This window comes from Pseudoxanthomonas sp. SL93 (assembly GCF_026625825.1).
Lineage (GTDB): Bacteria > Pseudomonadota > Gammaproteobacteria > Xanthomonadales > Xanthomonadaceae > Pseudoxanthomonas_A.
This window is the reverse complement of the sequence record NZ_CP113065.1, coordinates 1,917,967-1,942,095: the sequence shown is the minus strand read 5'-3', so window position 1 is coordinate 1,942,095 and position 24,129 is coordinate 1,917,967. Positions and strand designations below refer to the sequence as shown.

The window sequence follows — 24,129 nt, the reverse complement described above, 5'->3', positions numbered from 1 at the left end:
GCGGATTTCCGTCCGCATCCCCCGATCCTCCTCTCGCCTTCCCAGGCGGGGAACCCTGCGCATGTCGAATACCTCCAACATCGCCAACCGCCCCGGGCGGGACGCACGCCTGCTCGAGCAGGCACGCGACGCGGCCATCCCGCCGCTGGTCGATGGCTTCGCCGTGGCGCTGGGCAGGTTCGATGACGCGCTGTTCGACCGCGCCGAGCGCGCCGGTCCGTCGCAGATGGCATTCCTGGATGCGATGCGCGAACTGCGCCGCCGGCGGGAAGAGATCATCACCCGCTTCCGTGCGCAGATGCTGCGCGCCTGGCAGTCGCTGGAGGAGGGCGAACCGCTGTCGATGGAGAAGGCGCTGACCTATTCCATCGACGAGACCCTGACCCTGGTCTCCGAGCAGGAACTGGAATCCCGTCTGGCCGCACGCAACCTGGCCAGCGTCATCCTGCGTGAATGCAAGTCGGTGCTGCTGCGCCTGGACCGGCGCCTGGGCTGGATCGCCGGCAACCTGGTGCTGGATGCCGAACACAACCCGATCGGTCCCGAGCACATCGGCGTGGCCGTGCAGCATGCCTTCGCCACCTGCGACCTGACCACCGAAGTGCGGCTGGTCGTCATCAAGTTGTGCGAGCGCGACCTGGTGCCGGGCATCGCCCGCGTCTACGAAGCCCTGGACCAGCGCCTGGCGCAGGTCGGAGTGATGCCGGAAATGCCTGCGCGGCGTGCCCAGCGCCAGGCACCCGAGCCGTCCGAAGAAGCCGAGGAACTGGATCGCACGGATGAAACAGGCGCGCCCGCCTGGGCAGCGCGTTTCGTCAACCGCATGGCCGGTGTCAGCCGCGGACTGCAGGCGACCTCCTCGCCGTCGCAGATGGCGGGCTTCGGCGACGTCCCTCCCGGTTACTCCCCGACCCCCGGCGCGCAGGGCGTGCTGCTGGAAGCCTTGCATCACCTGCTGCAGGAATCCCGTCGCGGTCGCGAGCCGGCGGCCGAGGCGGCACCGCGTTCGGCCGCGCAGTCGCAGCGCGACTTGTCGCAGCGGGAAATGCTGTCGGTGCTTTCGCTGCTGCAGGCGTCGCCCAGTGCCACCCTGCGTGCTGCCATCGGCGACAACGGCGAGTCTCTGGCCCAGCGCCTGAAGAATGAAGTGCTCAGCAGCGCCACCCAGCTGGGCGTGGACCCGTCGACCGCGCGCCTGGCGCCGGTGGACGAGGACGCCATCGACCTGGTCGGCATGCTGTTCGACGTCATGCTGGACGAGCGGGACCTGGATGGCCGCCCACGCGAATTGATCGGGCGCCTCGTCGTCCCGTTCGTGAAGGTCGCCCTGCTGGACCGCCGCATGTTCGTGCAAAAGACCCATCCGGCGCGCCGCCTGCTCAACGTCCTGGCGGAGGCCTGCGAGGGCAACAACGGCGAGAGCGCCGCCGAACGCACGCTGCTGACCAAGGTCGAGGAAGTGGTCGACCGCCTGACCGCCGAGTTCAACGAGAATCTTGCGATCTTCCTGACCCTGGAAGAAGAATTCCGCTCCTTCCTGGAGCAGCACCGCCGTCGCATCGAGATCGCCGAGCGTCGTGCCGCCGAGATCCAGCGCGGCCAGGAGCGGCTGGAGGCCGCGCGCACGCGCATGAATGCCGAGCTCGACGCGCGCCTGGGCGAACGCCGGGTGCCGCAGGCCATCGAGGATTTCCTGCGCCAGCCGTGGGCGCACCACGTCACCATGACCGTGCTGCGCGAGGGCGAGGAAGGCGAAGGCCTGGCCGAGGCGTTGACCGTGGCCGACGGCCTGCTGGAGGAACTTTCCGAGGCCCAGCGCCACATCATCGGCAAGCCGTGGCTGCAGGCCTGGCGCCCGGCATTGCAGAAAGTGTTCTCCAGTGTCGGCATGAACCAGGATGCCGCCAGCGCGGCGGTGGATGCATTGCATGACACGCTGCAGGCGGTCGCCGCATCGCGTCCCGATCTCGAGAAATCCCTGCCGGAACTGCCGCAGGTCGTCCTGCCGAAGGCCACGGTGGAAGAAGTCGCCATGCCCATCGAGCTGGTGGCGGGCACCGACACGCTGGAGTTCGACCACACCGATGCCGACCATTTCCGCAAGCTGGAGATCGGTACCTGGCTGGACTTCATCGACAAGGACAACAAGGTGCAGCCGGGCAAGTTGTCCTGGGTCAGCCCGATCTCCTCGCGCCTGTTGTTCGTGAACCGGCGCGGCGTGCGCTTCTGCGTGGCCTCGCCGGAAGAGCTGGCCGCGATGGTCCGCCTGGGTCGCCTGCGCACCCACCAGAGCGAAGACGCCTTCGACAGCGCCATGCAGGGCGTCATCGACCGGCTGGAACCCGCCCCGGCGACCGTCGCCGCGGTCTGACGCTGCCCGCCGCCCCCGTGTCGGCCCCCAAGGTCCCTTCCGCACGACAGCCACCGCGCTGCCCGGCATTTGCTAGCATCGGGCCACGGATGACCTGAGACGAGGGGCGCATGGCGGTCGAGGTTCGCGTACTGAAGGAAACCGCCAGCGGCGAACGCCGCGTGGCGGCCACGCCCGAAACGGTCAAGAAGCTGCTGGCGGCGGGTGCCCGCGTCACGGTGGAGCGCGGTGCCGGTACCGGCGCCGGTTTCGTCGATCAGGCCTACGCCGACGCCGGTGCCCAGCTCGATGCGGGCGAAGGACGGGGTGCCGCCGATCTGGTGCTGTGCGTGCAACCGCCGTCCGCCGCCGACATCGCGCACCTCAAGTCGGGGGCCACCCTCGTAGGCGTGCTGCAGCCGCAGGGCGATGCTGCCCGCTCCGACGCGCTGCAGGCACGCGGCATCCAGTCGTTCCCGCTCGAGAAGCTGCCGCGCACGACACGCGCGCAGGCGATGGACGTGCTGAGTTCACAGGCGGGCATGGCCGGCTACAAGGCGGTGCTGATCGCGGCGCAACTGGCGCCGCGTTTCTTCCCGATGCTGACCACCGCGGCCGGCACCATCCGCCCGTCGAAGGTGCTGATCGTCGGCGCCGGCGTCGCCGGCCTGCAGGCGATCGCGACCGCGAAGCGGCTGGGTGCGCAGGTGGAAGGGTTCGATGTGCGCCCGGAAACCCGCGAACAGATCGAATCGCTCGGCGGCAAGTTTCTTGACCTGGGCGTCAGTGCGGCGGGCGAGGGCGGCTATGCGCGCCCGTTGACGGACGAAGAGCGCGCCCTGCAGCAGCAGCGGCTGGCCGATCACCTGAAGGGCATCGACGTGATCGTCTGCACCGCTGCCGTACCGGGGCGTCCCGCACCGAAGATCATCTCCACGGCGATGGCCGAAGGCATGAAGCCGGGCAGCGTCATCGTCGACCTGGCCGCGGAAACGGGAGGCAACTGTGAGCTGACGCGCCCCGGCGATACGTATGACCACCAGGGCGTCACCATCGCCGGTCCGTTGAATCTCGCCAGCCTGGGTGCCGTGCACGCCAGCGAGATGTATGCGCGCAACGTGTTCAATTTCGTCGCGCTGTTCGTCAAGGACGGTGCGCTCCAGTTCGACTGGAGCGACGAACTGCTGGCGAAGACGGTATGGCCCGAGCGCGCGATGGCCGTGCAGGATGCGCAAACGGTCTGAGGCAAGGACGGGCCGGCACGCGAAGGTCGAGGAAATTCATCCCCCTGCGTCGGGTGACCGCGTCGCGACGCCGCCGCGTCGTCGCATCACGGCTGGGGTCGTGGCGGCCTGTCGTCTTTCGGGGCGTGGGTGCGCATCCATTCTTCGCGTTGTGCGGGCGTCATCGTCTTCCACTGCTCGCGCAGCACGTTGCGCTGTTCGGGCGTGAGCTCCCTCATGCGGCCGTAGAGCGCGCGGGCCTGCTTGCGCTGGTCCGGGCTCATGCTTTCGAAGCGCTTCATCCCGTGGCGCGCCTGCCGGCGCTGTTCCGGACTCATCGACTGCCAGCGCTGCGCGCGTTCCAGCATGCGGGCGCGTTCTTCCGGTTCGCGGTTCCATCGGTCACGCACGGGCGCGATCAGCGCGTCGCGCTGTTGCTGTGTCAGCTTGTCCCATTCCGGCGGAGGAGATGCGGTCTGTGCGAATGCGCTGCTAGACAGCAGCAGCGACAGGGTCAGCGTCAGGGGAACGAACAGTTTCACGGGATGGACTCCACGGCCAGCGGCTGGGCTTCGGCGGAAGCCAGCCAGAGATAGAGATCGGGGTCTTCGTCCAGCACGGTGGTGTCGCTGAACGCGTCCTGCAGGGTGGTGGACGCGATGACATTGCCGGCGGGCTGTTCGCCGGGCGCGGGTTGCGACGCATCCGGTGACATCAATTGCAGGCCGATGCCGACCGCGAACACCGCGGTGAACGCGGTCGCCGTAAGCCAGCGCCACTGCCCGGTGCGCACCGGCGCATCCCCCGCCTGGGCGGCATGGCGCGCGGCACGCAGCTTCGACAGCGTCTGCGGCGAAAGCCGGGACAGCGACGCCGCATGCAGTTGCCTGGCGTGCGCATCCAGGGTGGTTTTCTCATCGACCGGGTTCATCTGAATTCCTCGAGTTGCATCTGCAGGGCTTCACGGGCACGCGAGAGGTGGGTCTTCACCGATCCTTCCGAGCAACCCATGACGCGCGCGGTATCGGCCACGTCCAGTTCTTCCAGCACGCGCAATGTGAATGCCTCGCGCTGGCGGGCGGGCAGGCCACGCAGGGCCTGGACAAACCGCGCATGGGCCTCGCGCTGGTCATGCGATTGCGAAGGACCGGCCGTGGGGTCGGGTGCCCAGTCCACCGCGCTTTCCTCGCCACGGTCGCCGGTGGGCAGCAGCCAGCGCAGGCGGAAGCCGGCCCTGCGCTGCACGTCCACGATGCGGCGGCGCAGGATGCTCCAGAACAGGGGCGTCCACTCCGCGGCCGGTCGCTCGCGGTACGCCAGCATCTTCATCATCGCATCCTGCACCACGTCGAGCGCGTCGTCGCGGTGGCGCAGGCCGGCCTCGGCGAAGCGGAAAGCACGCGGGCCGATGTCCGCCAGGAACACGTCCAGCGTCGCCGCCACACGGGGCGGCGACGATGTTGCAGCGGACAGGTCGGGCGCGGTGGTCACCAACATAGCTTAGCCGTGGCTCAGTGACGACGGTCCCAACGGCGATCGAACCGGTCGCCACGCCGGTCCCAGCGGGCGTCGGCGCGATCACCCCGACGGTCCAGGCGTGCATCGGCACGCTGGCCGCGTCGCTCCAGGTGGTGGGCGACCCGCGCGTGGCCCTGCTGGCCCGCCCATCGTGCGCCGCGGTCGTAGCGGTGTTCGATGCGGTCGCCCCGGTCATCCAGGCGTTGCTCCACGCGATCCCCCTTCCGGTCCAGCCGATGGTCGACGCGGTCGCCGACATCCCCGGCGTGCGCGGTGCCGATGGTGCCCGACAGCAGTAAAGCCAGAGCCAGCAGGTGCGTGCGTTTCATGGCGATGTCCTGTGTGAGTGGGGGTGCAGGGACGGAAACGCCCGGGACGGCGGTCGGTTGACGCGGCCGCGATGCGGCTTCCAATGGATTCAGGGGCGGTTATGATGCGGAGAACCGCCTGCATGGTCCTTCGGGCCCGGGCGTCGACAACGTGATCAGGATGGGGGAGCGGATGAGCGACGGGTTCGTGGCGCTGTACATCTTCATGCTGGCGGCCATCGCCGGCCACGTCATCATTTCCCGGGTGCCAGTGATCCTGCACACCCCGCTGATGTCGGGTTCCAACTTCATCCACGGCATCGTGCTGATCGGTGCGATGGTGGTGCTGGGGCATGCGGACACCACGCTCGAGAAGGTCATCGGCTTCATCGCCGTGCTGCTGGGTGCCGGCAATGCCGCCGGTGGCTACGTTGTCACCGAGCGCATGCTGGAAATGTTCAAGAGCAGCAAGCCGCCCGCGGGTGGCAAGTGAGCAGCGTCCACGTCGTGCCTTCGCATGAACGGACGTCGGTGCGTGAGGTCTTCCAGCGTGTGAGCTATCTGCAGTACCCGGCCCTGCTGGTGGCGCTGGGGTACGCGGTGAAGTCGGGGTGGACGGCATCCTTCGCCAAGTCCGCGGGCTGGTCGCCGGTCTACGACGACTGGAACTATCTGCTGTTGTACGCGGGCATCGGCATCGGCCTGTCTTCGCTGCAGGACCCTGCCAGGACGCAGAACGATCTATCGCGACGCGTCTGGCAGGATCCCCGCAAGGGCCGCTGGATGCTGGCACTGCTGGGCACGTACACGCTGGGTGCCCTGGTGATCGGCCTGGCGGGGGCCTACATGGCCGACAGCACGGTCGTGAACCAGCTGTCGCTGGGCCTGGTGGCCCTGGGGCTGGGCATGGTGGGCCTGCTCAAGACCGCCATCGAGATGCGCGAACACCATCGGCAGGACAAGCAACCCGCGTCGTTACCGGAAAGGAACCTGGCATGAGTGCACTGACGCTGGTGAAGTTGAGTTACTTCGTGGCCGCCACGCTGTTCCTGCTGGGCCTGCAACGCATGGCCAGCCCGAAGACCGCGCGCAGCGGCATCCAGTGGGCCGGTGCGGGCATGCTGATCGCCACCGTCGCGACGTTCTTCCTCCCCGGCCTGCACAACATCGGCCTGATGATCGCGGCCATCGTGATCGGCGTGGCGCTGAACTGGCTGTGGGGCAAGAAGGTGGCCATCACCGACATGCCGCAGATGGTCGCGCTGTTCAACGGCATGGGCGGCGGTTCGGCGGCGGCGATCGGTGCGGTCGAACTGGTGCGGCTTTCGAACGGCCCGGCCTCGGCCGGCGAGCCGATGCCTTCCATGTTCACGCTGGGGCTTGCCGTGGTCGGTGCGTTGATCGGTGCGGTGTCGCTGACCGGCTCGGTGATCGCCTGGGCCAAGCTCGACGGGCGCATGGACAAGCGCTACACGTTTCCGGGACAGCAGTGGTTCAACGCGCTGGTGGCGCTGGCCGCCGTGGTGTGTGGCGTGATGGCATTGCAGACGCTGGCGCTGCCGTGGATCGTGGCGTTCTTCGCGCTGTCGCTGGCGCTGGGCGTGCTGATGACGCTGCCCATCGGCGGCGCGGACATGCCGGTGGTGATCTCGCTGTACAACGCCTTCACCGGCCTCGCGGTCGCGTTCGAAGGCTACGTGCTGGGCAACGAGGCGCTGATCATCGCCGGCATGATGGTCGGCGCGGCGGGCATGCTGCTGACACGGCTGATGGCCAAGGCCATGAACCGCCCCATCAGCGGCGTGCTGTTCTCGAATTTCGGCGGTGGCAGCGCGGCGATGCAGGAGATCGGTGGGTCGATGAAGCCCATCGAGGCCGCCGACGTGGCCGCCATGATGGCCTACGCCGAGCGCGTGGTGATCGTGCCCGGCTACGGCATGGCGGTGGCACAGGCGCAGCACAAGATCTGGGAGCTGAGCCAGCGCCTGATCGAGCGCGGGGTGAAGGTGAAGTTCGCCATCCACCCTGTCGCGGGCCGCATGCCCGGCCACATGAACGTGCTGCTGGCCGAGGCCGGCGTGCCGTACGACCTCATCGCCGACATGGACGACATCAACCCCGAATTCGCCAATACCGACGTGTCGCTGGTGATCGGTGCCAACGACGTGGTCAATCCGGTGGCCAAGACCGATCCGGCATCGCCGATCTACGGCATGCCGATCCTGGACGTGGTGAACAGCAAGAACACCATCGTCATCAAGCGCGGCCGCGGTACCGGCTTTGCCGGCATCGAGAATGCGCTGTTCTACGCCGACAACACGCGCATGCTGTATGGCGATGGCGCGGAAATGGCCAGCGCACTGGTCAGCGAACTGAAGGCGCTGGACGGCGGGCACTAGGGCGCCGACACGCCGGCGCCCGGGCAACCTCGAGGTCAGGCCGCGACGCGTTCACGACGGTCGCGGTCCGTTTCCATCCGCCGGGGCGCCCGGCGCACTTCGGAGGTGGTCTGCCCGAAGGCATTCTTGAAGGCGCGGCAGAACGCGCTCTGGCTTTCGAAGCCGAGCATCTCGGTGATTTCGCAGATCGGCAGGCCGGTGTCGCTGACCATGCGCCAAGCCTGCTGCTCGCGCAGGCGGCTGGCGTATTCCGACGGCGTTTCGTCGAACACGGCGCGGTATACGCGGATCAGGTGGCACGGCGAATAGTTCGCCATGCGCGACAGGCGCTCCAGGTCCAGTCGCGTGTCGGGATTGCATTCGATCAGGTGGCGCACGCGCAACAGCCGCATCAGGGTCTGGCGGCGGCGTTCGTGGGTGCGGCCATTGCAGCGTGACAGCAGCGCCTGCAAGGCTGACTGCTGTTCGAGCAGACTTACCGTGAATGCTTCTAGCAGCGTGGTGGTGTCGTCGTTGTGGGGTGCGGACGAGGGGAGGGTGCTGCGGGCAAGCCGGATCAGCAGTCCGGCGCAGTCATGGCGGATGCGGCCGCGCCACGGCAGCAGGGCGGACGCCTGCCCATGGTCGCGTCCATTCAATCGCGCTTCCCACAGCGATGCACTGCCGGTGATCGCCAGCCAGGCATGGGGTCCCAGCGAGCGGCACCGCAGGGCACCCTCGCGCCAGACCTGCGCCTGGCGCGAGGTCACGCGCCACTCGCTGCCGCCCGACGACAGCGACAGCTCGCCCCGCAGGGGCCACCAGACGGACAGCCATCCGGGCGGGACGTCGGCCTGGATGCCGCGGCCGCTGGCCTGGAGGAAGTGGAACTGGCCTGGCGGTTGCTGCGCCAGATCCAGTGAATCGCCCGAACGCAGGAGATGGGGAGAAATTGGCATGGGATGGGTGCAATGGTTTGGCACGACAACGTCGTCATTGGCCCCACCATAATCACGCCGCGGGTGCGGGTTGAGAGCCAATCCCGCGCGCTGCGAAGGGGCCATTGCCGCGGCGCGGCTCACCGGAAAAAGAAAAGCCCGGCGGGCAGCCGGGCAGGTCCACGGGGGGCGATGCCATCGTTCCTCTGGCGCGGGAACTGGCGATGCGTCTGGCCGGAGAGAGAGTCGGCGTGGTGGACGCCCGCATCGTCGCGTTCCGCACGCATACCTGGCGTGCCGCGCTGCGCAATGCACTGCACCAGGCTTGCGGTTTGGTTGCGCGGTGATCGCCAGAGAGCGCCATGCCGCGGTGCTTGCCCACGGCATGGCGATCGCGCGATCAGAACTTCTGCTGGTACTTCATGTACATGAAACGTCCGATGTCGTACTGGCCGTGGTACATCACGTTGGCACTGGGCTGGCTGTAGAACTGCGGCCCTTCGCGGTCGAACACGTTGTTCGCGCCGATCGCGATGGTGGCGTTCCAGGGCGCATTCCAGCGGAACTCCACGTCATTGAACGTGATGGATCCGACCTTGTTCACCGGGCGCGACTGCGCGGCACTCGCGGCGATGAAGCCCGGATCCGTGCACTCGTCCGGGAACAGCGCGGCCGACAGGCACGTCTCTTTCTGCGAAGAGTAGTAGCGCGCGCCCCACGTCGCGCCCCATGCGCCGTGCGTCCAGGTGATGTTGGCATTGGAGCGGATGCGGAATGTGCCGATGAAGCCGGGCGAGGTGGCGTACCCGACCAGTTGCTGCGGCAGCGTGGACGGATTGGTATCGGTCTTTATCTCATCCTTGGTGGTGTAGGTGGTCTGCCACATCAGGTTGAAGGTGCCGACGTCCGTGCGCAGGCGATAGCTCAGGTCCAGGTCGTAGCCTTCGGTTTCGCGGTAGCCCGCGTTGATGCCGTTGAAGGTCAGGTTGTTGACGAAGCCAAGCACCGGATCGCGGGTGAACTGCGCGCAGCGCACCGGGTCGTTCTGGATGTAGCAGTCGTTGAGCATCTGCGTGGGCGTGTCCGGCACGATGGTGTCCTCGATGCGGATGTTCCACCAGTCCAGGCTGACGTTGAGCCCTTCCAGGAAGTCCGGGCTCCAGACCAGGCCGAAAGTCTTCGACTCCGAGGTTTCCGGAAGCAGGTTGGGGTTGGAACCGCTGAAGAACGCCACCGGCGTCTGCGCGTTGGGTGCGCCCGCCGGGACGAAGCCCTGCTGGAGCTGGCGGTAGGTGTTGGCGTTGATGATGTCCTGGGCGCATCGCGCACGCACGGCGGGATTGCTGGCCGACGCCCCGAACAGCGTGTCGCAGGGATCGGTGAAGAACGAGAACGTCTGCGAGCCGCCCCCGTACAGATCGTTGATGGTCGGGGCGCGGAAGCCCTCCGCATAGGTGCCCCGCACAAGCAGCGAATCGATCGGCTTCCACTTGAAGCCGAACTTGCTGTTCAGCGTGTCGCCGAAGGTGTCGTAGTCCGAGTACCGCGTCGCCACGCTGAAGCTGAGCTCCTGCGCACCCGGCAGGTCCGCCAGCACGGGCAGCGCCAGCTCGGCGTAGATTTCGTCCACCTTGTAGCTGCCCTGGGTGGGGCCGCCGGCCAGCGTCGTGGAGTTGCCGGTGACGGCCTGGGCATCGGGGATGAAGCGGCCCTCTTCCTTGCGACTCTCCACGCCCACCGCGAAGCCGAGGTCACCGCCCGGAAGCGTGAACAGCGATCCCGACAGGTTGGCGCCGAACACCGTGGTTTCGGTTTCGCCCGACGAGTTCAGTGCCTGGAACAGGAAATCGGTCAACGCCTTGTTGTCCGTCAGGCCGCCGTCTCCTGCACGACCGAAGGGGATGTAGGGATTCCATGGCACGCAGTTGGCCAGTGGAATGGGGGCGGCCGCCGTGCCGCACTGCACCTGTCCCGCCGCGTTGAGGAACGAAGGCCCCACGGCCTGCGCGACGCGGGCCAGGTTGAGATTGCCGTAGTTCTCCTGCGCCACCTTGTTGTTGTTGTACAGGTAGCTGGCGTCCCAGTCGAAGAGGCGTTCACCCACTTCGAAGCTGCCTTCCAGGCCGGCGGCGAAGCGCCACGTGGTGGAGGTCGGCTTGTCCACGCGCGGGATTTCCCACGTGCGTCGCCAGAAGTTGACGGCCTGTGGCGTGGCGAAACCGTGGTGCGTGCCGACCGGGTTGTAGTAGCTGTTGGCTGCCATGGAGATGCCGAAGGCCGCGCTCTGGAACGGGTAGCCCGCCACCTGACGCTCGGCATCGCGTTGGCTGTACATCATGTTGCCGCGGAACCGCACGTGGTCGTTGATGTCGAAGATGCCGTCGACGAACAGCGCCCGGCTCTCCAGCGGCGTACGCAGGTGCGTCTGCAGGTTGGTGTTGCTCTTGTCCGCCGTGGCGCCTGCACCATTGGTGTAACGGCAGGCGGGGGGCGTGGTGGGCGACACCGCGCCGGTATCGCAGTCCTGGGCATGGAAATTGTTGATGTTGCGCCAGTCGGCGCCCGCGTTCAGTACGCGATTCCCGCCCAGCGCCGTGGGCAGGTTGATGACGCCCCATTGGCTGACGGTCGTCCAGCCGCGGGTGGGGTGCCACTGGCCCTGCGGGTAGGCACTGTACTCGCGGTCGGCCGACATCACTTCTTCTTCCTTGCGGTACTCCACGGCCGCCGTCAGCGAGCCGCGGTCACCGGTGAAGCCCATGACGAAGTCCGCGCGCGTGGTCTCGCCATCGCCTTCGCCGTACTGCCCGTAGTAGGCCTGCGCCGTCGCGCCTTCGAAGTTGGAGCGGGTGATGATGTTGATGACGCCGGCGATGGCGTCCGAGCCGTAGATGGACGAGGCGCCGTCCTTCAGCACTTCGATGCGTTCCACCGCGGCGGTCGGCACCAGCGAGATGTCCTGCAGGCCACCGGTACTGATGCCCAGGCGCTTGCCGTTGACCAGCACCAGCGTGCGCGTGGTGCCCAGGTTGCGCATGTCGATGAACTGGCCGCCGACGTTCTCGCCGGCGGTCAACGGCATGGCGCGGCTGATGGCCGGCGCGCCGGTCGCGGAGATGTTCTGCAGGATGTCGGCGATGGACTGGAAGCCCTGCTTCTCGATGTCGGCGCGGGTGATGGTCAGCACCGGGGCGGCGTTCTCCACATCGACCTGGCGGATGCGCGACCCGGTGACTTCAATCCTGTCCAGGGTGGTGGTTTCCGCTTCCTGTGCCTGCGCGGAAAAACTGGCGGCGGTGCAGGTGGCGATCGCCAGGGCGATCGCATCGTGCAGCCGGCGGGTGTTCGGGGTCATGGTGGGCTCCGGTCGTTGTGCATGAAGGAATCGCCGTCGTCTTCCGGCAATGCGAAGAGGCGAGCAGCGGTTCGTCTAGCATCACGAATTCTTAACTGGGCCTGCTGCGCGCAACGCGACGAAAACGATATGCATGCATTGAGAAATTGAAGACGTTCCGTCCAACGGCAGGCCAGATGACGTCGCGTGGCATGCCATCGGGCAGTACGTGCACATCGCTACGCCGCCGCGCTGGATAGCGTGGGTTGCAACGTCCTTGCGGACCGCCCGAGGGAGTGCGTCGTGTCGATGGCTGCGCACGCGTGGACATTTGCCTGCTGCATGGCGCTTTCGCCTTCTCTCGCGATGGCCGAGTGCCGTGGCGCCAGCCGTGGTGTCCGGCTGCCGGTGGTGGAGCTGTACACCGCCGAAGGCTGCAATGAATGCCCCGCTGCGGACCGCTGGCTGTCGGCGCTGGCCGCGAAGCCGCAGGATCGTCCGGCACTGCTGGCCCTGCATGTGGATTACTGGGACGAGATCGGCTGGCCGGACCGCTTTGCCGCGGCTCTGCACGGCAAGCGGCAGGAAGCACGCGTCATGCTGTCCGGCAAGCGCGTGGTGTACACCCCGCAGGTGATGATCGGCGAGCACACGAATGTGGACTGGCGTGATCGCACGCAGGTGACCGAGCGCCTGCGCGACGCCGGTGCAACGCGCCCTCCGCTGGACCTGGCGGTCGTGGTCGATCGTCGCGACGGTGCGCTGCAGGTCGCGTTCACCGGTGAACTGCGTGACGTCGCCGCCGCGCAATCGCAACCGTTGGTCTGGCTCGCCCTTTACCAGGATGGCTTGACGAGCCAGGTCAAGGCCGGCGAGAACAAGGGCCTCACCCTGCGGCACGATCGGGTGGTCCGGTCGCTGCAGGGGCCGTTCCGGTGGGAAAGCACGCGGCTGACCGCCAACGCCCGTGTTCCGTTGCCAGCGGAAGAAGGACCGCTGGGCGTGGTGGTCTTTGCCGAGTCTTCATTGACGGGCGCAGGGTTGCAGGCGATCGACCTGCCCCTGTCGGCCTGTCTGCGGTGACAGGCCGGCGCCGTGAGGATCTCAGGCGGGTGCGGTGGTGCGCTGCGTGGCGATGCGTGCCGCCAGCGCGCACGGGATGCCCACCAGCAGCACGTGCGCGGCGATGTGCGCAAGGTTGATCCACTGCCAGGCCACGCCGTTGCCGCCCGCCGCGGAAAGCGGCACCACCACGTAGGTCATCACCACGTAGAGCAGCACGCCGTAGAGCGCGCCATGCCGAACAGGTTGTTCTCGCAGGATGGGCCAGCGCCTGCTGGCGGCGTAGTAGACGCATGCCATGACCACCGCGATGCCGAAGTGCGAGAACAAGCCAAGCGTCGCCGTGGCCAGCCCGCCCTGCATCGCGGCATCGCGTCCGACCCAGCCGGCCGCGACCGACTGCAGGATCCGCACGGGGCTGACACCGCGCGCAGCCCACAGCGTGCAGATGTAGACCAGATCAAGCGCGCCGGCGATGACGCCGCCCAGCACGACAGGACGCAGCGGATGCGGTGCACGCACGGCGTGGGGGAAGGTGGCATTCATGGTGATCGTCTCGTGGGCGCCCGGCAGGCAGGCAATGCCGCGATTGCACGCCATCGTCCTGGTGTGCACGAGGTCCAATTCCGGCGCGTGCGACGGCGCCAAACGCGCGCGCTCACTCCATGCGCCCAGCCCTGCGAGCGGCCCACGCGCACGGCAGCCCCACCAGCACCATGTAGGCCAGCAGGCACGCCACCACCCAGTCGACGCGATACGACGCGGGTCCCGCCGCGGTGACCAGAGGAACGAAGACATGGAACACCAGCACGTACATCGCCGCCCCGTAGGCCATGCCGAAGCGGACCGGCTGGCGCAGCATGCGCGGGAACTGGCGCGCCAGCTGCCGGTACAGCAGCGCCAGCGCCCCCATCAGGGCGAAATAGAGCCCCGCGCCCAGCACGGCCGACGGCACGCCGCCGTCGAACGCGGCGGGCCCCTGCACCCAGCCGGCGATGGATTGCAGGATGCGCACCGGCGGCACGCCCTCGGCGGCCCAGAAGGCCATGGCGAACCCCAGGTCCAGCACGGTCGCGGACACGGCGGCGGCCGGCAGCCCCCAGGGCAACACGGGACGGGCGGGTTGGGGGAGGGACCAGGCAGCGTGGAGTATCGGCTTCATCGGCAGGCTCCGGGGCCCGTGGCCCCTGCGGGATTGGCCCTATCTCAGGCCAGGAAAGTGGCACTATCAAGGTCCAATTCCCTGGGCTCGAATAGGGCCAATCGGATTGAGGCCATGTTGATGCACCTGCAGATGGATGGAAAAGGGCCGTTGCACGCGCAACTGACCCGGGCGTTGAAATCGGCGATGTTCGCCGGCGGGGTCTCGCGCGGCACGCGTCTGCCCGCCACCCGTCTGCTGGCCCGGGAGCTGGGGCTTTCCCGCAACACCGTGCTGGCCGCCTACGAGCAGTTGCGCGCCGAGGGTTTCGTGGCGGCGCGCGTGGGCTCGGGCAGCTACGTGACCCCGCCGATGCAACCGGCGTTCGCGCCGCCCGCGCCCGCCAGCGTGACCTTGCCGCCGCAGTCCGAGTACGCGCGGCGCGGACGCGCCTTCCACGACCACGCCAACATGGCCGGCCGCGCGACGCCCGGCATGCGCTACGCGTTTTCCTACGGCGTGCCGTACACCAACCCGGCGCTGACCAACGCGTGGGCACGCGAACTGGCGCATGCGGCGGCCTACACGCCACCGGCGTATCCCATGACGCAGGGCGTGCCCGCGCTGCGCGAAGCCGTCTGCGACTACCTGGCGCGCCGTCGCGGCGTGCAGACCACGCCGGCCGACATCCTGATCGTCGGCGGCACGCAGCAGGCCATGTCGCTGACCGCCCGCGTGCTGCTGGATCCGGGCCAGAGCGCGGTGGTCGAGGAGCCCCACTACACCGCCATGCGCGAAGTGCTGCAGATCCATGGCGCGCGCGTGCACGCGGTCGACGTGGATGCACAGGGCCTGCGCCTGGATGCGCTGCCGACGCCGGCGCCGCGCCTGCTGTACGTCACGCCTTCGCACCAGTTCCCGTCCGGCGTGGTGATGTCGCTGGGCCGGCGCCTGGCGCTGCTGGATTACGCCCGGCAGCACGGCAGCTGGATCTTCGAGGACGACTACGACGGCGAGTTCCGCTACGACGCGCAGCCGCTGGCCGCCCTGCAGTCGCTGGATCGCGGCGGGCAGGTGATCTACGTGGGCACGTTCTCGAAGGTACTGTTTCCCTCGCTGCGCCTGGGCTACCTGGTCATGCCGCCCGGCCTGCGCCAGGACTACATCACCGCCAAGTGGCGTGAGGACTTCGGCACCTCGGCCATCGAACAGGCCGCACTGGCCAGCTTCATGGCCAACGGCGGCTTCGAACGCCACCTGCGCCGCACCGGCCGCGCCCTCAACGAGCGGCGCAACGCGCTGCTCCGCGCCCTGCGCGAATGCCTCGGTGACCAGGTCGAAGTCGCCGACTCGCGCGCCGGCATGCACCTGGTGGCCTGGCTGCGGGACTACGACACCGCCCGCGGCGCGGCGCTGATCGGACATGCGCGCAGCCTGGGGCTGGACCTGTATCCCATCGCGCCGTACTACGCCCGCCCGCTTGCGCGCACCGGCCTGCTGATGGGCTACGCCAGCATGTCGGTCGTCGAGATCGAGCAGGCGGTCCGTCTGTTCGCGCGCTGCGTGAAGGACGTGCCCGGGCGCTGAAGGCCGTCTGCCGTGCGCGGCGTCAGCGCGCCAGCCAGGCGGCCAGCGGAGGCGCCAGCGCCAGCGCGACCCAGTCGAGCGTCGTGTTGGCCAGCGAGGTCAGCGTCCAGGCGTGGTGCGTGCCCAACCGCAGCGCCGAGTCGAACGGCCCCAGCCCCATCGCGAACCCCAGCTGCGTCGCCACGATGCCCCACAGCGCCAGCGCGCAGATCGCCACGGTCGCGACCAGTGCCAGGACACTGCGTCCCGCACCACGTGCCATGCCGCCCAGCCGCAGCATCAGGGCTGCGTCCAGCGCCGCCAGCAACGCCATCCAGCCCACCTGTTTCTGCAGGTACAGGGCCAGCATCACCCAGATCAGCATGAAGCTCAGCCCGCCCAGCAACAGCATCACAGGGGCAAGCCAAGAGGGGGCGCGACGCGGGGCAGGGGGCATGGGGACTCCGGAACGGCCGCCAAGGATAAGGCCTGGGCCGCTCCGGGTGGGGTGCCGGGCCGGGCGCGGGGCTACAATGCACGCATTGCGACGCCCCTCGGGCGCCCCCATCTGGTCCCCATGTACTCCCGCAGCAGCGAACCCGTCCAATTCGAGCGCGATTGCGCCGCCGTCCTGGTGCCCCAGGGCGAACTCGTCACCCTGCCGGCCGGCAGCTATGGCTACATCACCCAGGCGCTGGGTGGCAGCTATACCGTGTTCGTCGAAGGCAACCTGTTCCGCATCGCCGGCAAGGATGGCGACGCCATCGGCAAGGAGCCCACCGAATCGCTGACGCTGCCCGACAACGCCAGCGACGAAGAAGTCGAGGCGCTGGTGTGGAACCAGCTGCGCACCTGCTTCGACCCCGAGATTCCGTTCAACATCGTCGACCTCGGCCTGGTGTACGAAGCCAACCTGAGCAAGCGCGACGATGGCCAGCGCGACGTCGAAGTGAAGATGACGCTGACCGCGCCCGGCTGCGGCATGGGCGAGATCCTGGTCGACGACGTGCGCAGCAAGCTGGAGATGATCCCCACCATCGCCGATGCCGATGTCGAACTGGTCTTCGATCCGCCGTGGGGGCGCCATATGATGTCCGAAGCCGCCAAGCTGGAAACCGGCATGCTCTGAGTCCCCTGCGACTCGCACCCGTCAGTAGAACCGTCAGGAAGGAAGAGATGAACGTCATGAACGCCGCCCCGTTGACCTACCGCGTGACCCCTTCGGCGAACGCCAAGTCGGCTGCCGAGCGCGATGCCCTGCTCGTCGCGCCGGGCTTCGGCCTGTACTTCACCGACCACATGGTCGCCATCGAGTGGGACAAGGCGAAGGGCTGGCACAACGCCGAAGTACGCGCCTACGGCCCGCTCTCGCTCGATCCGGCCGCGTCGGTGCTGCACTACGGGCAGGAGATCTTCGAAGGCATCAAGGCCTACCGCCATGCCGACGGTTCCATCTGGACCTTCCGTCCCGATGCCAACGGCGCGCGCCTGCAGCGCTCCGCCGCGCGCCTGGCGCTGCCGCAGCTGCCGGTGAACGAATTCGTCGAGTCGCTGCGCCAGCTGGTCGCCATCGACCACGCCTGGGTGCCGTCGGCGCCGGAGACCAGCCTGTACTTCCGTCCCTTCATGATCGCCACCGAAGCCTTCCTCGGCGTGCGCGCGGCACAGAAGGCCGGTTACTACGTCATCGCCAGCCCGGCCGGCGCGTACTTCGCCAAGGGCGTGGCACCGGTGTCGATCTGGCTGTCGGAAGACTACGCGCGTGCCGCCAAGGGCGGTACCGGCGCGGCCAAGTGCGGTGGCAACTATGCCGCTTCGCTGCTGCCGCAGCAGGAAGCACAGGCGCAGGGCTGCTCGCAGGTGCTGTTCCTCGATCCGGTGGAAGGCAAGTACCTGGAAGAACTGGGTGGCATGAACGTCTTCCTGGTCTACAAGGACGGCCGCATCGTCACGCCGGAACTGTCGGGCAGCATCCTGGAAGGCATCACCCGCTCCAGCATCCTGCAGATCGCACGCGATCGCGGCCACGCGGTGGAAGAACGCAAGGTCTCCATCGACGAGTGGAAGCAGGGCGTGGCGTCCGGCGAGATCAGCGAAGTGTTCGCCTGCGGCACCGCCGCCGTCATCACCCCCATCGGCCAGCTGAAGGGCAAGGGGTTCGAGGTGGGCGACATCAACGCGCCCGCGGGCGAGGTGACGATGGGCATCCGCAAGGAACTCACCGACATCCAGTACGGCCGCATCCCCGACCGCCATGGCTGGCTGGTGAAGCTGCGCGACTGAGCAAGAACCGCCGGAAAGCGGATCGCGCCCACGCCGCGGCCGCAGAACCGATGAAGAAAAAGCCCGCACATTGCTGCGGGCTTTTTTCTTTTCCGTGCAGGCGCGTCCTCCAGCGTATGCGTGCATGGGACGCCATCCCCCCAGTCGTCGCGGTTGCCGTTGCCGCGCACGCAAGCACGATGCCAATGACACGCAAGTAAGCGCGTGTACTTTTTCACATGCGAGCGACGTAAATGAACCTACATGCGGATGTCCACCGGTGACTTCGCTTCATGTGTGTACGTGGCGCATTACGTTTTGATGCAGGTCACGCAAAGTGTGTCTTTCATCGCTGATTCACGTTGCACGTGTCCGCTAGTTTCAAGGTGCGACACGCGTCTGCGTGTTCGTGTTCTGGTCGAACGCAACAGGCCGCCATCCCCCTCTCGCGCTACCCGAGCGATCCGACCAGGATCTTCGCCGCATTGGCGGCTTTCAACATCCATTTGAGGGAGAGTCTGATGTCCGTATCTGCGATTCGTCGTTCGCGCTGGCAGGTGGCAAGCCTGGCAGTTGCCGTGGTGGCTTCGTTGTACGCGCTTCCTGCCATGGCAGGTCGGGTGGATACCAGTGGGTTGCAGCAGGAAGAGCCAGGAGGATTCGATCGCTTCATCGTGAAGTACCGCGATGGCAGCGCCGAGAGCGCCGATGCATCGCAGCTGCAGCGTTCGTTGAGCACCGCGGCCAGCACGGGCGTGGCCAAGCGGGGCGGCCGCGCGCTCGGTCTGCAGAAGCTGCGCCGTCTTGCCGCCGGTGGCGCCGAGGTCGTGCGCGCCGACCGCAAGCTCGACCGCGTGGAGGCCGAGTCGCTGATGCGCCAGCTGGCCGCCGATCCCAACGTGGAATACGTCGAAGTCGACCAGCGCATGTACCCCGTGCTGACGCCGAACGACACGCGCTTCTCCGAGCAGTGGGGCTTCGGCACCACCGCGGCGGGCATCAACGTGCGGCCGGCCTGGGACAAATCCACCGGCGCGGGCGTGGTGGTTGCGGTGATCGACACCGGCATCACCAACCATGCCGACCTCAACGCCAACATCCTGCCCGGCTACGACTTCATCAGCGACACCTTCGTGTCGCGCGATGGCAATGGCCGTGATTCCAACCCGAACGACGAAGGCGACTGGAATCCCGTCGCAGGCGAGTGCTATGCCGGCTCGCCGGTGACCAACTCCAGCTGGCACGGCACGCACGTGGCCGGCACCGTCGCGGCGGTGACCAACAACAGCACCGGCGTGGCCGGTACCGCGTTCGGCGCGAAGGTGGTGCCGGTGCGCGTGCTGGGCCGTTGCGGTGGCCTGACCTCGGACATCGCCGACGCCATCACCTGGGCATCGGGCGGCAGCGTCAGCGGCATTCCCGCCAACGCGAATCCCGCCGAAGTGATCAACATGTCGCTGGGCGGCGGTGGTACCTGTTCGGCCACCTACCAGAACGCCATCAACGGTGCGGTCGGTCGCGGCACCACGGTGGTGGTGGCGGCGGGCAACAGCAACACCAACGTGTCCTCCGCCGTGCCCGCGAACTGCCCGAACGTCGTCGCCGTGGCGGCCACCACCTCGGCCGGCTCGCGTGCCAGCTTCTCCAACTACGGCACCGGCATCGACATCTCCGGCCCGGGTGCGAGCATCCTGTCCACGCTCAACACCGGCACCACCACGCCGGGCAGCGCCAGCTATGCGTCCTACAACGGCACGTCGATGGCGGCACCGCACGTGGCCGGCGTGGTCGCGCTGATGCAGGCCGCCGCGCCTTCGCCGCTGACACCGGCGCAGGTGGAGAGCATCCTGAAGAGCACCGCGCGGCCGCTGCCGGGGACGTGCTCGGGCGGGTGCGGCGCGGGTATCGCCAACGCCGATGGCGCGGTGGTGGCGGCACAGGGCGGCACGCCGCCGGGTGGCGGCACGCAGACCTACACCAACGGCACCGACGTCAGCATTCCGGACAACAACGCCACCGGCGTGACCAGCACCATCGCCGTGTCGGGCCGCACCGGCAACGCGCCGAGCAATGCGCAGGTGGCGGTGGCCATCGTGCACACCTACATCGGTGACCTGATCGTGGATGTGCTGGCGCCGGACGGCTCGGTGTACGTGCTGCACAACCGCACCGGCGGCAGTGCCGACAACATCAACCAGACCTACACGGTCAACCTGTCGAGTGAAGCGCTCAACGGCAGCTGGCGCCTGCGCGTCCGCGACCGCGCCGGCGCGGACGTGGGCTACATCAACAGCTGGAGCATCACCTTCTGAGGAATACCCTCGAGGGGAGTGCGCACGGAAGCGCTTGGAAGAACCCCGGTCTCGGCCGGGGTTTTTCTTTGTCCGGAGGCGAGGCGGACAGTCCTACTCACCTCCCGAGGACGCTGGCAGCCCAGTCACACCGCTCGGCCCTCAAGGAAATATTCCTCGCGGTCGAACCGTTTTTCCTCGCGTCCGCACCTCGATGGTTCAACGCCAAGGCAAAAAGTCTCGTCCGTGAACCGCAATGTGATGGCGGCAAGGCAGCGAAGGGTGTCACCGCACCTGGAAGCATCTCCCTGCCAAGGCAAAACGCGTCGTCATCTCAGTTCAGAGGTTCACGGCCGAGGCATTTTTCCCTGGCGGCGTTCGGAAATGCCTGGCGGGCGAGGAAAAACGCCTTGTCATCTCACTTCAACGGCCTGCGCGCGCCCCTCTCTGGTTCGATTTCTCACAGTCATCGCGTGACCGGCGTGTTCCGGTGTGGGGTGGCGGCTCGGCGCGCTTCAAGTGTGAGTCATTTCCTGCGGTCATCGGCTTGGATGCACACCCGCGACGCGTTAGCGTGGTCGTGCCGTCGGATACGGCGGCATCACCTGACATGGAATCAAGGAGCGACAATGAGTCAAGACATCGTGGACCTGCAGATCGACGCCACCATCCTCGATCCGCTGGATGCGGCCATCACCCAGATGGAAAACAGCCTGAGCGGGCTGATCTCGCTGACCCCGGACCAGCGGCGCGGGCTGATGAAGATGGGCGAGAAGTCCGAAGCCTTCTGTCGCGCCGCGCTGCACGTGGCGCAGCAGCACAGCGGCATCATGGCGCGCGACTTCGACATCGAGGCGTTCCAGCGCGACCAGCAGACGCTGGACCTGCTGCGCCCGCGCATCCTGCGCATCGCCCACCTGCATCAGCGCATCACCGACACCGAAATGGCGCTGGGCAGCGATCTGATGATCGCCTCGCTGGAGGTGTACGGCGTGCTGAAGGTGGCCGGAAAGGGCAAGGGCCTGGACGACGCCCGCCGCAACCTGGGCGCCCGCTGGCGCGTCGGTTCGCAGGCGCGGGAGACGGATGAGCCGTCGGCGGGCGGTGGAAACGGCTAGCGGCGTGTTGCTGGCGGTCTGATGCAGAAGAACGGCCCCGCGATGCGGGGCCGTTCCGTTTCCGGGGGGATATGGGAGGTACTCCGGCCTGACCCTGGCTGCAGGCGCGGGGGGGCTGATCCGAGACGGACATCCTGGGGCTCCGCGCCCGCATGGTGACCTTTTGGCGACATTTGCATTGTTAGTTTCGCCCTGCTTCATCAAGTCACATTGCCAATCCTTGGGGGTAGCGCGACATGAAAAGGTATTTGAGACGGGCCTTGTGGTTGACGCTTCCGGCGCACCTGATCGGATTCTCCCTGTCCACCCACGCCGCGGAGGCGCCCGGCGCCCTGACCATCGTCGTCAGGGATCAATACACCGAACGGCCACTCCCAAGCGTGCAGGTCACCCTCACGGAACGGGAAACCGCCGTGGCGCGCTCTCTGCAAACGGATGCCCAAGGTCGCCTCGTTGTTGAACAGCTCGATCCGGGCCTCTATTCGGTGGACGTGAGCAAGGTCGGCTTCGCTCCCGTCTCCGAGCCAAGCGTGCGCGTCATTACCCGGAAGAACTCCAGGATCGAACTCGAACTTGCCGCGCCGTTGCTGGAAGAAGTGGTGGTGCAGGCACGCGCGCTTGATGCATTCGCCTCACCCTCCAGCACGTATCTCGATCGCGAGGCCTTGCGGGATGCCGTGGGCGGCGGCGCGGATCCACTGCTCTCGCTGGACGGCCTGCCGGGCCTGGCCTCCAACAGCGAGTTCGCAGCCTTCAGCGTGCGCGGCCGCGGCCCGCGGGACAACCAGATCTTCGTCGACGAGTTCCCCTTCGACAAGGCGGTGCACTTCGACGCGACGCTGGGCGAGGACGAAGACGTCGGGGGTGGCGGCCGTTTCTCGATCTTCGCACCGAACGTCATCAATGGCGCCGAGTTCTCGCCGGGCGGGTGGGGTCCTGCCTATGGCGGGCGGGCGGGGTCGCTGCTCAAGCTCGACGTCGCCGACGGCAGCCCAAGCCCATCAGCAAGTCTGCGCCTGGACCTTGCAGGCTACGAAGTCGGTTATGACGGGCCGCTCGGCATCACCGAGGACGCCACCGTGCTGGTGTCCGCCCGCCGGCTGGATTTCGGTGACTTCTTCGAGGACATCGAAGAACTGGACATCGGAAATCCCGTGCTGAGGGACATCCTGGTCAAGTCGGCGATACCGATCAACCCGTCCAACACGCTCGAGGTGCTGCTCATCGATACGCGCGAGACCTACACGCGCGACGTGACCCACGTCTTCGAGTCGCCCAACTTCGAAGATGTATCGCTGCTCGATTTCAGGCAGGACAGCGACCTGTACGGACTGACCCTGCGATCATTGGTCGGCGAGGACGCGGTCTGGACCAACAAGGTGTACTACCGGGCCAGCAACAAGATCAGCTCGGAGGGCGAAGCATTCCCCGATCTCGTGCCGCCCGGGTCGCCCGCCTCCAGCTTCCCGGTGCGGGAAGACATCATCACCGTTACCGAAGACGAGACCGAGATCGGCTGGCGCAGCAATTTCGTGACCGCGAATCGGTGGGGTGCGTTGAACGCAGGCGTCCAGCTGACGCAGATCGACCTGGACTACGCCACCGTGCTGGACGGCGACTGGACCCGGTACGTCTACGACAGCGATGACTTCCGGCCGGACCCTGCGCAGCGCTTCATCGTGTTGACGCCGGAGAACATCAACGCCTCGCTGGACCGCAAGGCGACCAGCTACGCGGCCTACGTGGACCAGGTGTTCAAGCGCGACGCGTGGGACCTGGGTGCGGGCGTAAGACTGGAGCGGGACGGCCTGACGGATGAAACCCTCGTGTCGCCCAGGCTCAGGCTGAACTGGCAGCGGAGCAAGCGCGTCAGATACTTCGCGACGGCCGGGCTCTTCCACCAGTCGCCCCGCTTCCTCGACCTCGCGGCCAACGAGGCGAACACGCTCGAAAACGAGGAGATCACGCACGCGAGTGTCGGGCTGGAGTACTTCCCGAGTGATCGGTGGTCGGTGCTGACGGAAGCCTATTACCAGGATCTCGCGAATCTCGTGGTCGACCTGGACCGGGCGAACGGAACGTTCGCCAACATCGGCGATGGCACGTCCTACGGTTTGGATGTCGTGGTGAAGGGCACGATTCGAGAGGGCCTCTACGCCACCGCGACCTACTCCTACAACGATGCGGAGGTGGACCGGAAGGACGGCCGTGGCGCGGTCGCCGACGAGTTCAGCCGCGAGCACGTGGCGACCCTCGGGCTGACCTGGGAAATCAGCGATCGCTGGAAGGTGGCTGCGCGCTACAAGTATCTGTCCGGGAGGCCGGAGGACGCCTTCATCATCTACGAAGACGTGCTGGGTGCGGGGCAACCCCTGCGCTACTCAAGGGAGACCATCGAGCGCGGCGTCGGTCGCAAATCCGGTTACGGTGTGCTGAACGCCCGCGTCGACTATCGTCGCGCATTCGGTCCCATCGACGTCACCGCCTTTCTCGATGTCATCAACGTCACCTCGGCGTCATCGACCGACGACACCGAGTTCGACTACCGCCGGGGTGTCAACGTGAAGGACGACAGCGAGGCCGAGCCCCTGATCGGACTTCGGCTAGACTACGCTTGGTAAACCGGAGGTGGCAGATGGC

The 24,129-nt window shown here is 67.3% G+C and carries 22 protein-coding genes; 13 read left to right on the top strand and 9 right to left on the bottom strand.

The genetic code is table 11. From position 1 onward, the window contains the following. The first annotated feature begins 61 nt into the window (after positions 1-61). Positions 62-2,371: a PacR family protein gene (locus OVA13_RS09260; protein WP_267790208.1), complete on the top strand. Its 2,310-nt coding sequence runs from the start codon at positions 62-64 to the stop codon at positions 2,369-2,371. A gap of 110 nt (positions 2,372-2,481) precedes the next feature. Beyond that, positions 2,482-3,594 carry an NAD(P) transhydrogenase subunit alpha gene (locus OVA13_RS09255; RefSeq protein WP_267790207.1) on the top strand — a complete coding sequence of 371 codons (1,113 nt, stop codon included), beginning with the start codon at positions 2,482-2,484 and terminating at the stop codon, positions 3,592-3,594. 86 nt (positions 3,595-3,680) lie between these two features. On the opposite strand, the gene OVA13_RS09250 is transcribed toward OVA13_RS09255, so the two are convergent. From OVA13_RS09250 to OVA13_RS09235, 4 genes are read right to left on the bottom strand one after another with little or no spacing between them, the layout of a single operon-like run. Further along, positions 3,681-4,115 carry a DUF3106 domain-containing protein gene (locus tag OVA13_RS09250; protein ID WP_267790206.1) on the bottom strand — a complete coding sequence of 145 codons (435 nt, stop codon included), beginning with the start codon at positions 4,113-4,115 and terminating at the stop codon, positions 3,681-3,683. Continuing rightward, a complete protein-coding gene (locus OVA13_RS09245; RefSeq protein ID WP_267790205.1) occupies positions 4,112-4,504 on the bottom strand; it encodes a hypothetical protein in 393 nt (130 codons plus the stop codon). The genes OVA13_RS09250 and OVA13_RS09245 overlap by 4 nt, the downstream gene beginning before the upstream one ends. Then, the gene (locus tag OVA13_RS09240; RefSeq protein ID WP_267790204.1) at positions 4,501-5,070 is read right to left on the bottom strand and encodes an RNA polymerase sigma factor; all 570 of its coding nucleotides are present in this window, start codon (positions 5,068-5,070) and stop codon (positions 4,501-4,503) included. Before OVA13_RS09240 ends, OVA13_RS09245 begins: the two co-directional genes overlap by 4 nt. A 14-nt stretch (positions 5,071-5,084) precedes the next feature. Beyond that, positions 5,085-5,420 carry a hypothetical protein gene (locus tag OVA13_RS09235; RefSeq protein WP_267790203.1) on the bottom strand — a complete coding sequence of 112 codons (336 nt, stop codon included), beginning with the start codon at positions 5,418-5,420 and terminating at the stop codon, positions 5,085-5,087. Positions 5,421-5,592: 172 nt separating this feature from the next. On the opposite strand from OVA13_RS09235, the gene OVA13_RS09230 reads away from it, so the two are divergent. The 3 genes from OVA13_RS09230 to OVA13_RS09220 are packed head-to-tail and all read left to right on the top strand — an operon-like array spanning position 5,593 to position 7,798. After that, on the top strand, positions 5,593-5,892 hold the full coding sequence (locus tag OVA13_RS09230; protein ID WP_267790202.1) for an NAD(P) transhydrogenase subunit alpha part 2: 300 nt from the start codon (positions 5,593-5,595) through the stop codon (positions 5,890-5,892). 38 nt (positions 5,893-5,930) lie between these two features. After that, positions 5,931-6,398, top strand: a complete 468-nt coding sequence (locus tag OVA13_RS09225; RefSeq protein WP_267790201.1) for a hypothetical protein — start codon at positions 5,931-5,933, stop codon at positions 6,396-6,398. Then, a complete protein-coding gene (locus tag OVA13_RS09220) occupies positions 6,395-7,798 on the top strand; it encodes an NAD(P)(+) transhydrogenase (Re/Si-specific) subunit beta (protein WP_267790200.1) in 1,404 nt (467 codons plus the stop codon). Before OVA13_RS09225 ends, OVA13_RS09220 begins: the two co-directional genes overlap by 4 nt. A 35-nt stretch (positions 7,799-7,833) precedes the next feature. Here OVA13_RS09220 and OVA13_RS09215 read toward each other — a convergent pair whose 3' ends face one another. Continuing rightward, positions 7,834-8,736, bottom strand: a complete 903-nt coding sequence (locus OVA13_RS09215) for a helix-turn-helix transcriptional regulator (RefSeq protein WP_267790199.1) — start codon at positions 8,734-8,736, stop codon at positions 7,834-7,836. Between the two features lie 203 nt (positions 8,737-8,939). Here OVA13_RS09215 and OVA13_RS09210 point away from each other — a divergent pair, with 203 nt between their 5' ends. Then, complete coding sequence (locus OVA13_RS09210) at positions 8,940-9,062, top strand: hypothetical protein (protein ID WP_267790198.1); 123 nt, start codon at positions 8,940-8,942, stop codon at positions 9,060-9,062. A 53-nt stretch (positions 9,063-9,115) separates the two neighbouring features. Here OVA13_RS09210 and OVA13_RS09205 read toward each other — a convergent pair whose 3' ends face one another. Further along, positions 9,116-12,070, bottom strand: a complete 2,955-nt coding sequence (locus tag OVA13_RS09205) for a TonB-dependent receptor plug domain-containing protein (RefSeq protein WP_267790197.1) — start codon at positions 12,068-12,070, stop codon at positions 9,116-9,118. Positions 12,071-12,391: 321 nt separating this feature from the next. On the opposite strand from OVA13_RS09205, the gene OVA13_RS09200 reads away from it, so the two are divergent. Further along, complete coding sequence (locus OVA13_RS09200) at positions 12,392-13,132, top strand: DUF1223 domain-containing protein (protein WP_267790196.1); 741 nt, start codon at positions 12,392-12,394, stop codon at positions 13,130-13,132. Between the two features lie 21 nt (positions 13,133-13,153). On the opposite strand, the gene OVA13_RS09195 is transcribed toward OVA13_RS09200, so the two are convergent. Together OVA13_RS09195 and OVA13_RS09190 are read right to left on the bottom strand one after the other, a co-directional pair. Then, positions 13,154-13,657: a hypothetical protein gene (locus tag OVA13_RS09195; protein WP_267790195.1), complete on the bottom strand. Its 504-nt coding sequence runs from the start codon at positions 13,655-13,657 to the stop codon at positions 13,154-13,156. Positions 13,658-13,769: 112 nt separating this feature from the next. Further along, a complete protein-coding gene (locus OVA13_RS09190; RefSeq protein WP_267790194.1) occupies positions 13,770-14,273 on the bottom strand; it encodes a hypothetical protein in 504 nt (167 codons plus the stop codon). A gap of 114 nt (positions 14,274-14,387) precedes the next feature. Here OVA13_RS09190 and OVA13_RS09185 point away from each other — a divergent pair, with 114 nt between their 5' ends. Continuing rightward, complete coding sequence (locus tag OVA13_RS09185; RefSeq protein WP_267790193.1) at positions 14,388-15,839, top strand: MocR-like pyridoxine biosynthesis transcription factor PdxR; 1,452 nt, start codon at positions 14,388-14,390, stop codon at positions 15,837-15,839. A 22-nt stretch (positions 15,840-15,861) separates the two neighbouring features. Here the strand turns inward: OVA13_RS09185 and OVA13_RS09180 are convergent, their stop codons facing one another. After that, on the bottom strand, positions 15,862-16,275 hold the full coding sequence (locus OVA13_RS09180; protein ID WP_267790192.1) for a hypothetical protein: 414 nt from the start codon (positions 16,273-16,275) through the stop codon (positions 15,862-15,864). 120 nt (positions 16,276-16,395) lie between these two features. On the opposite strand from OVA13_RS09180, the gene sufT reads away from it, so the two are divergent. From sufT to OVA13_RS09155, 5 genes are all read left to right on the top strand, one after another. Further along, positions 16,396-16,947 (top strand): putative Fe-S cluster assembly protein SufT, encoded by a 552-nt coding sequence (gene sufT, locus OVA13_RS09175; RefSeq protein ID WP_267790191.1) that lies wholly within the window; start codon positions 16,396-16,398, stop codon positions 16,945-16,947. 56 nt (positions 16,948-17,003) lie between these two features. Then, positions 17,004-18,101: a branched-chain amino acid aminotransferase gene (locus OVA13_RS09170; RefSeq protein WP_267793492.1), complete on the top strand. Its 1,098-nt coding sequence runs from the start codon at positions 17,004-17,006 to the stop codon at positions 18,099-18,101. A 500-nt stretch (positions 18,102-18,601) separates the two neighbouring features. Then, the gene (locus OVA13_RS09165) at positions 18,602-20,392 is read left to right on the top strand and encodes a S8 family peptidase (protein ID WP_267793447.1); all 1,791 of its coding nucleotides are present in this window, start codon (positions 18,602-18,604) and stop codon (positions 20,390-20,392) included. Positions 20,393-21,000: 608 nt separating this feature from the next. Next, the gene (locus tag OVA13_RS09160; RefSeq protein WP_267793446.1) at positions 21,001-21,489 is read left to right on the top strand and encodes a hypothetical protein; all 489 of its coding nucleotides are present in this window, start codon (positions 21,001-21,003) and stop codon (positions 21,487-21,489) included. 236 nt (positions 21,490-21,725) lie between these two features. Next, entirely contained in the window at positions 21,726-24,110 is a 2,385-nt protein-coding gene (locus OVA13_RS09155) for a TonB-dependent receptor (RefSeq protein WP_267793445.1), read from the top strand. The last annotated feature ends 19 nt before the right edge of the window (positions 24,111-24,129 follow it).

Excerpts from the sequence above, each read along its gene's own strand:
- OVA13_RS09260 (WP_267790208.1), top strand. The coding sequence starts at position 62 with ATGTCGAATACCTCCAACATCGCCAACCGCCCCGGGCGGGACGCACGC.
- OVA13_RS09255 (WP_267790207.1), top strand. The coding sequence starts at position 2,482 with ATGGCGGTCGAGGTTCGCGTACTGAAGGAAACCGCCAGCGGCGAACGC.
- OVA13_RS09245 (WP_267790205.1), bottom strand. The coding sequence starts at position 4,504 with ATGAACCCGGTCGATGAGAAAACCACCCTGGATGCGCACGCCAGGCAA.
- OVA13_RS09240 (WP_267790204.1), bottom strand. The coding sequence starts at position 5,070 with ATGTTGGTGACCACCGCGCCCGACCTGTCCGCTGCAACATCGTCGCCG.
- OVA13_RS09235 (WP_267790203.1), bottom strand. The coding sequence starts at position 5,420 with ATGAAACGCACGCACCTGCTGGCTCTGGCTTTACTGCTGTCGGGCACC.
- OVA13_RS09230 (WP_267790202.1), top strand. The coding sequence starts at position 5,593 with ATGAGCGACGGGTTCGTGGCGCTGTACATCTTCATGCTGGCGGCCATC.
- OVA13_RS09220 (WP_267790200.1), top strand. The coding sequence starts at position 6,395 with ATGAGTGCACTGACGCTGGTGAAGTTGAGTTACTTCGTGGCCGCCACG.
- OVA13_RS09215 (WP_267790199.1), bottom strand. The coding sequence starts at position 8,736 with ATGCCAATTTCTCCCCATCTCCTGCGTTCGGGCGATTCACTGGATCTG.
- OVA13_RS09210 (WP_267790198.1), top strand. The coding sequence starts at position 8,940 with ATGCGTCTGGCCGGAGAGAGAGTCGGCGTGGTGGACGCCCGCATCGTC.
- OVA13_RS09205 (WP_267790197.1), bottom strand. The coding sequence starts at position 12,070 with ATGACCCCGAACACCCGCCGGCTGCACGATGCGATCGCCCTGGCGATC.
- OVA13_RS09200 (WP_267790196.1), top strand. The coding sequence starts at position 12,392 with ATGGCGCTTTCGCCTTCTCTCGCGATGGCCGAGTGCCGTGGCGCCAGC.
- OVA13_RS09195 (WP_267790195.1), bottom strand. The coding sequence starts at position 13,657 with ATGAATGCCACCTTCCCCCACGCCGTGCGTGCACCGCATCCGCTGCGT.
- OVA13_RS09190 (WP_267790194.1), bottom strand. The coding sequence starts at position 14,273 with ATGAAGCCGATACTCCACGCTGCCTGGTCCCTCCCCCAACCCGCCCGT.
- OVA13_RS09185 (WP_267790193.1), top strand. The coding sequence starts at position 14,388 with ATGTTGATGCACCTGCAGATGGATGGAAAAGGGCCGTTGCACGCGCAA.
- OVA13_RS09180 (WP_267790192.1), bottom strand. The coding sequence starts at position 16,275 with ATGCCCCCTGCCCCGCGTCGCGCCCCCTCTTGGCTTGCCCCTGTGATG.
- sufT (WP_267790191.1), top strand. The coding sequence starts at position 16,396 with ATGTACTCCCGCAGCAGCGAACCCGTCCAATTCGAGCGCGATTGCGCC.
- OVA13_RS09170 (WP_267793492.1), top strand. The coding sequence starts at position 17,004 with ATGAACGCCGCCCCGTTGACCTACCGCGTGACCCCTTCGGCGAACGCC.
- OVA13_RS09165 (WP_267793447.1), top strand. The coding sequence starts at position 18,602 with ATGTCCGTATCTGCGATTCGTCGTTCGCGCTGGCAGGTGGCAAGCCTG.
- OVA13_RS09160 (WP_267793446.1), top strand. The coding sequence starts at position 21,001 with ATGAGTCAAGACATCGTGGACCTGCAGATCGACGCCACCATCCTCGAT.
- OVA13_RS09155 (WP_267793445.1), top strand. The coding sequence starts at position 21,726 with ATGAAAAGGTATTTGAGACGGGCCTTGTGGTTGACGCTTCCGGCGCAC.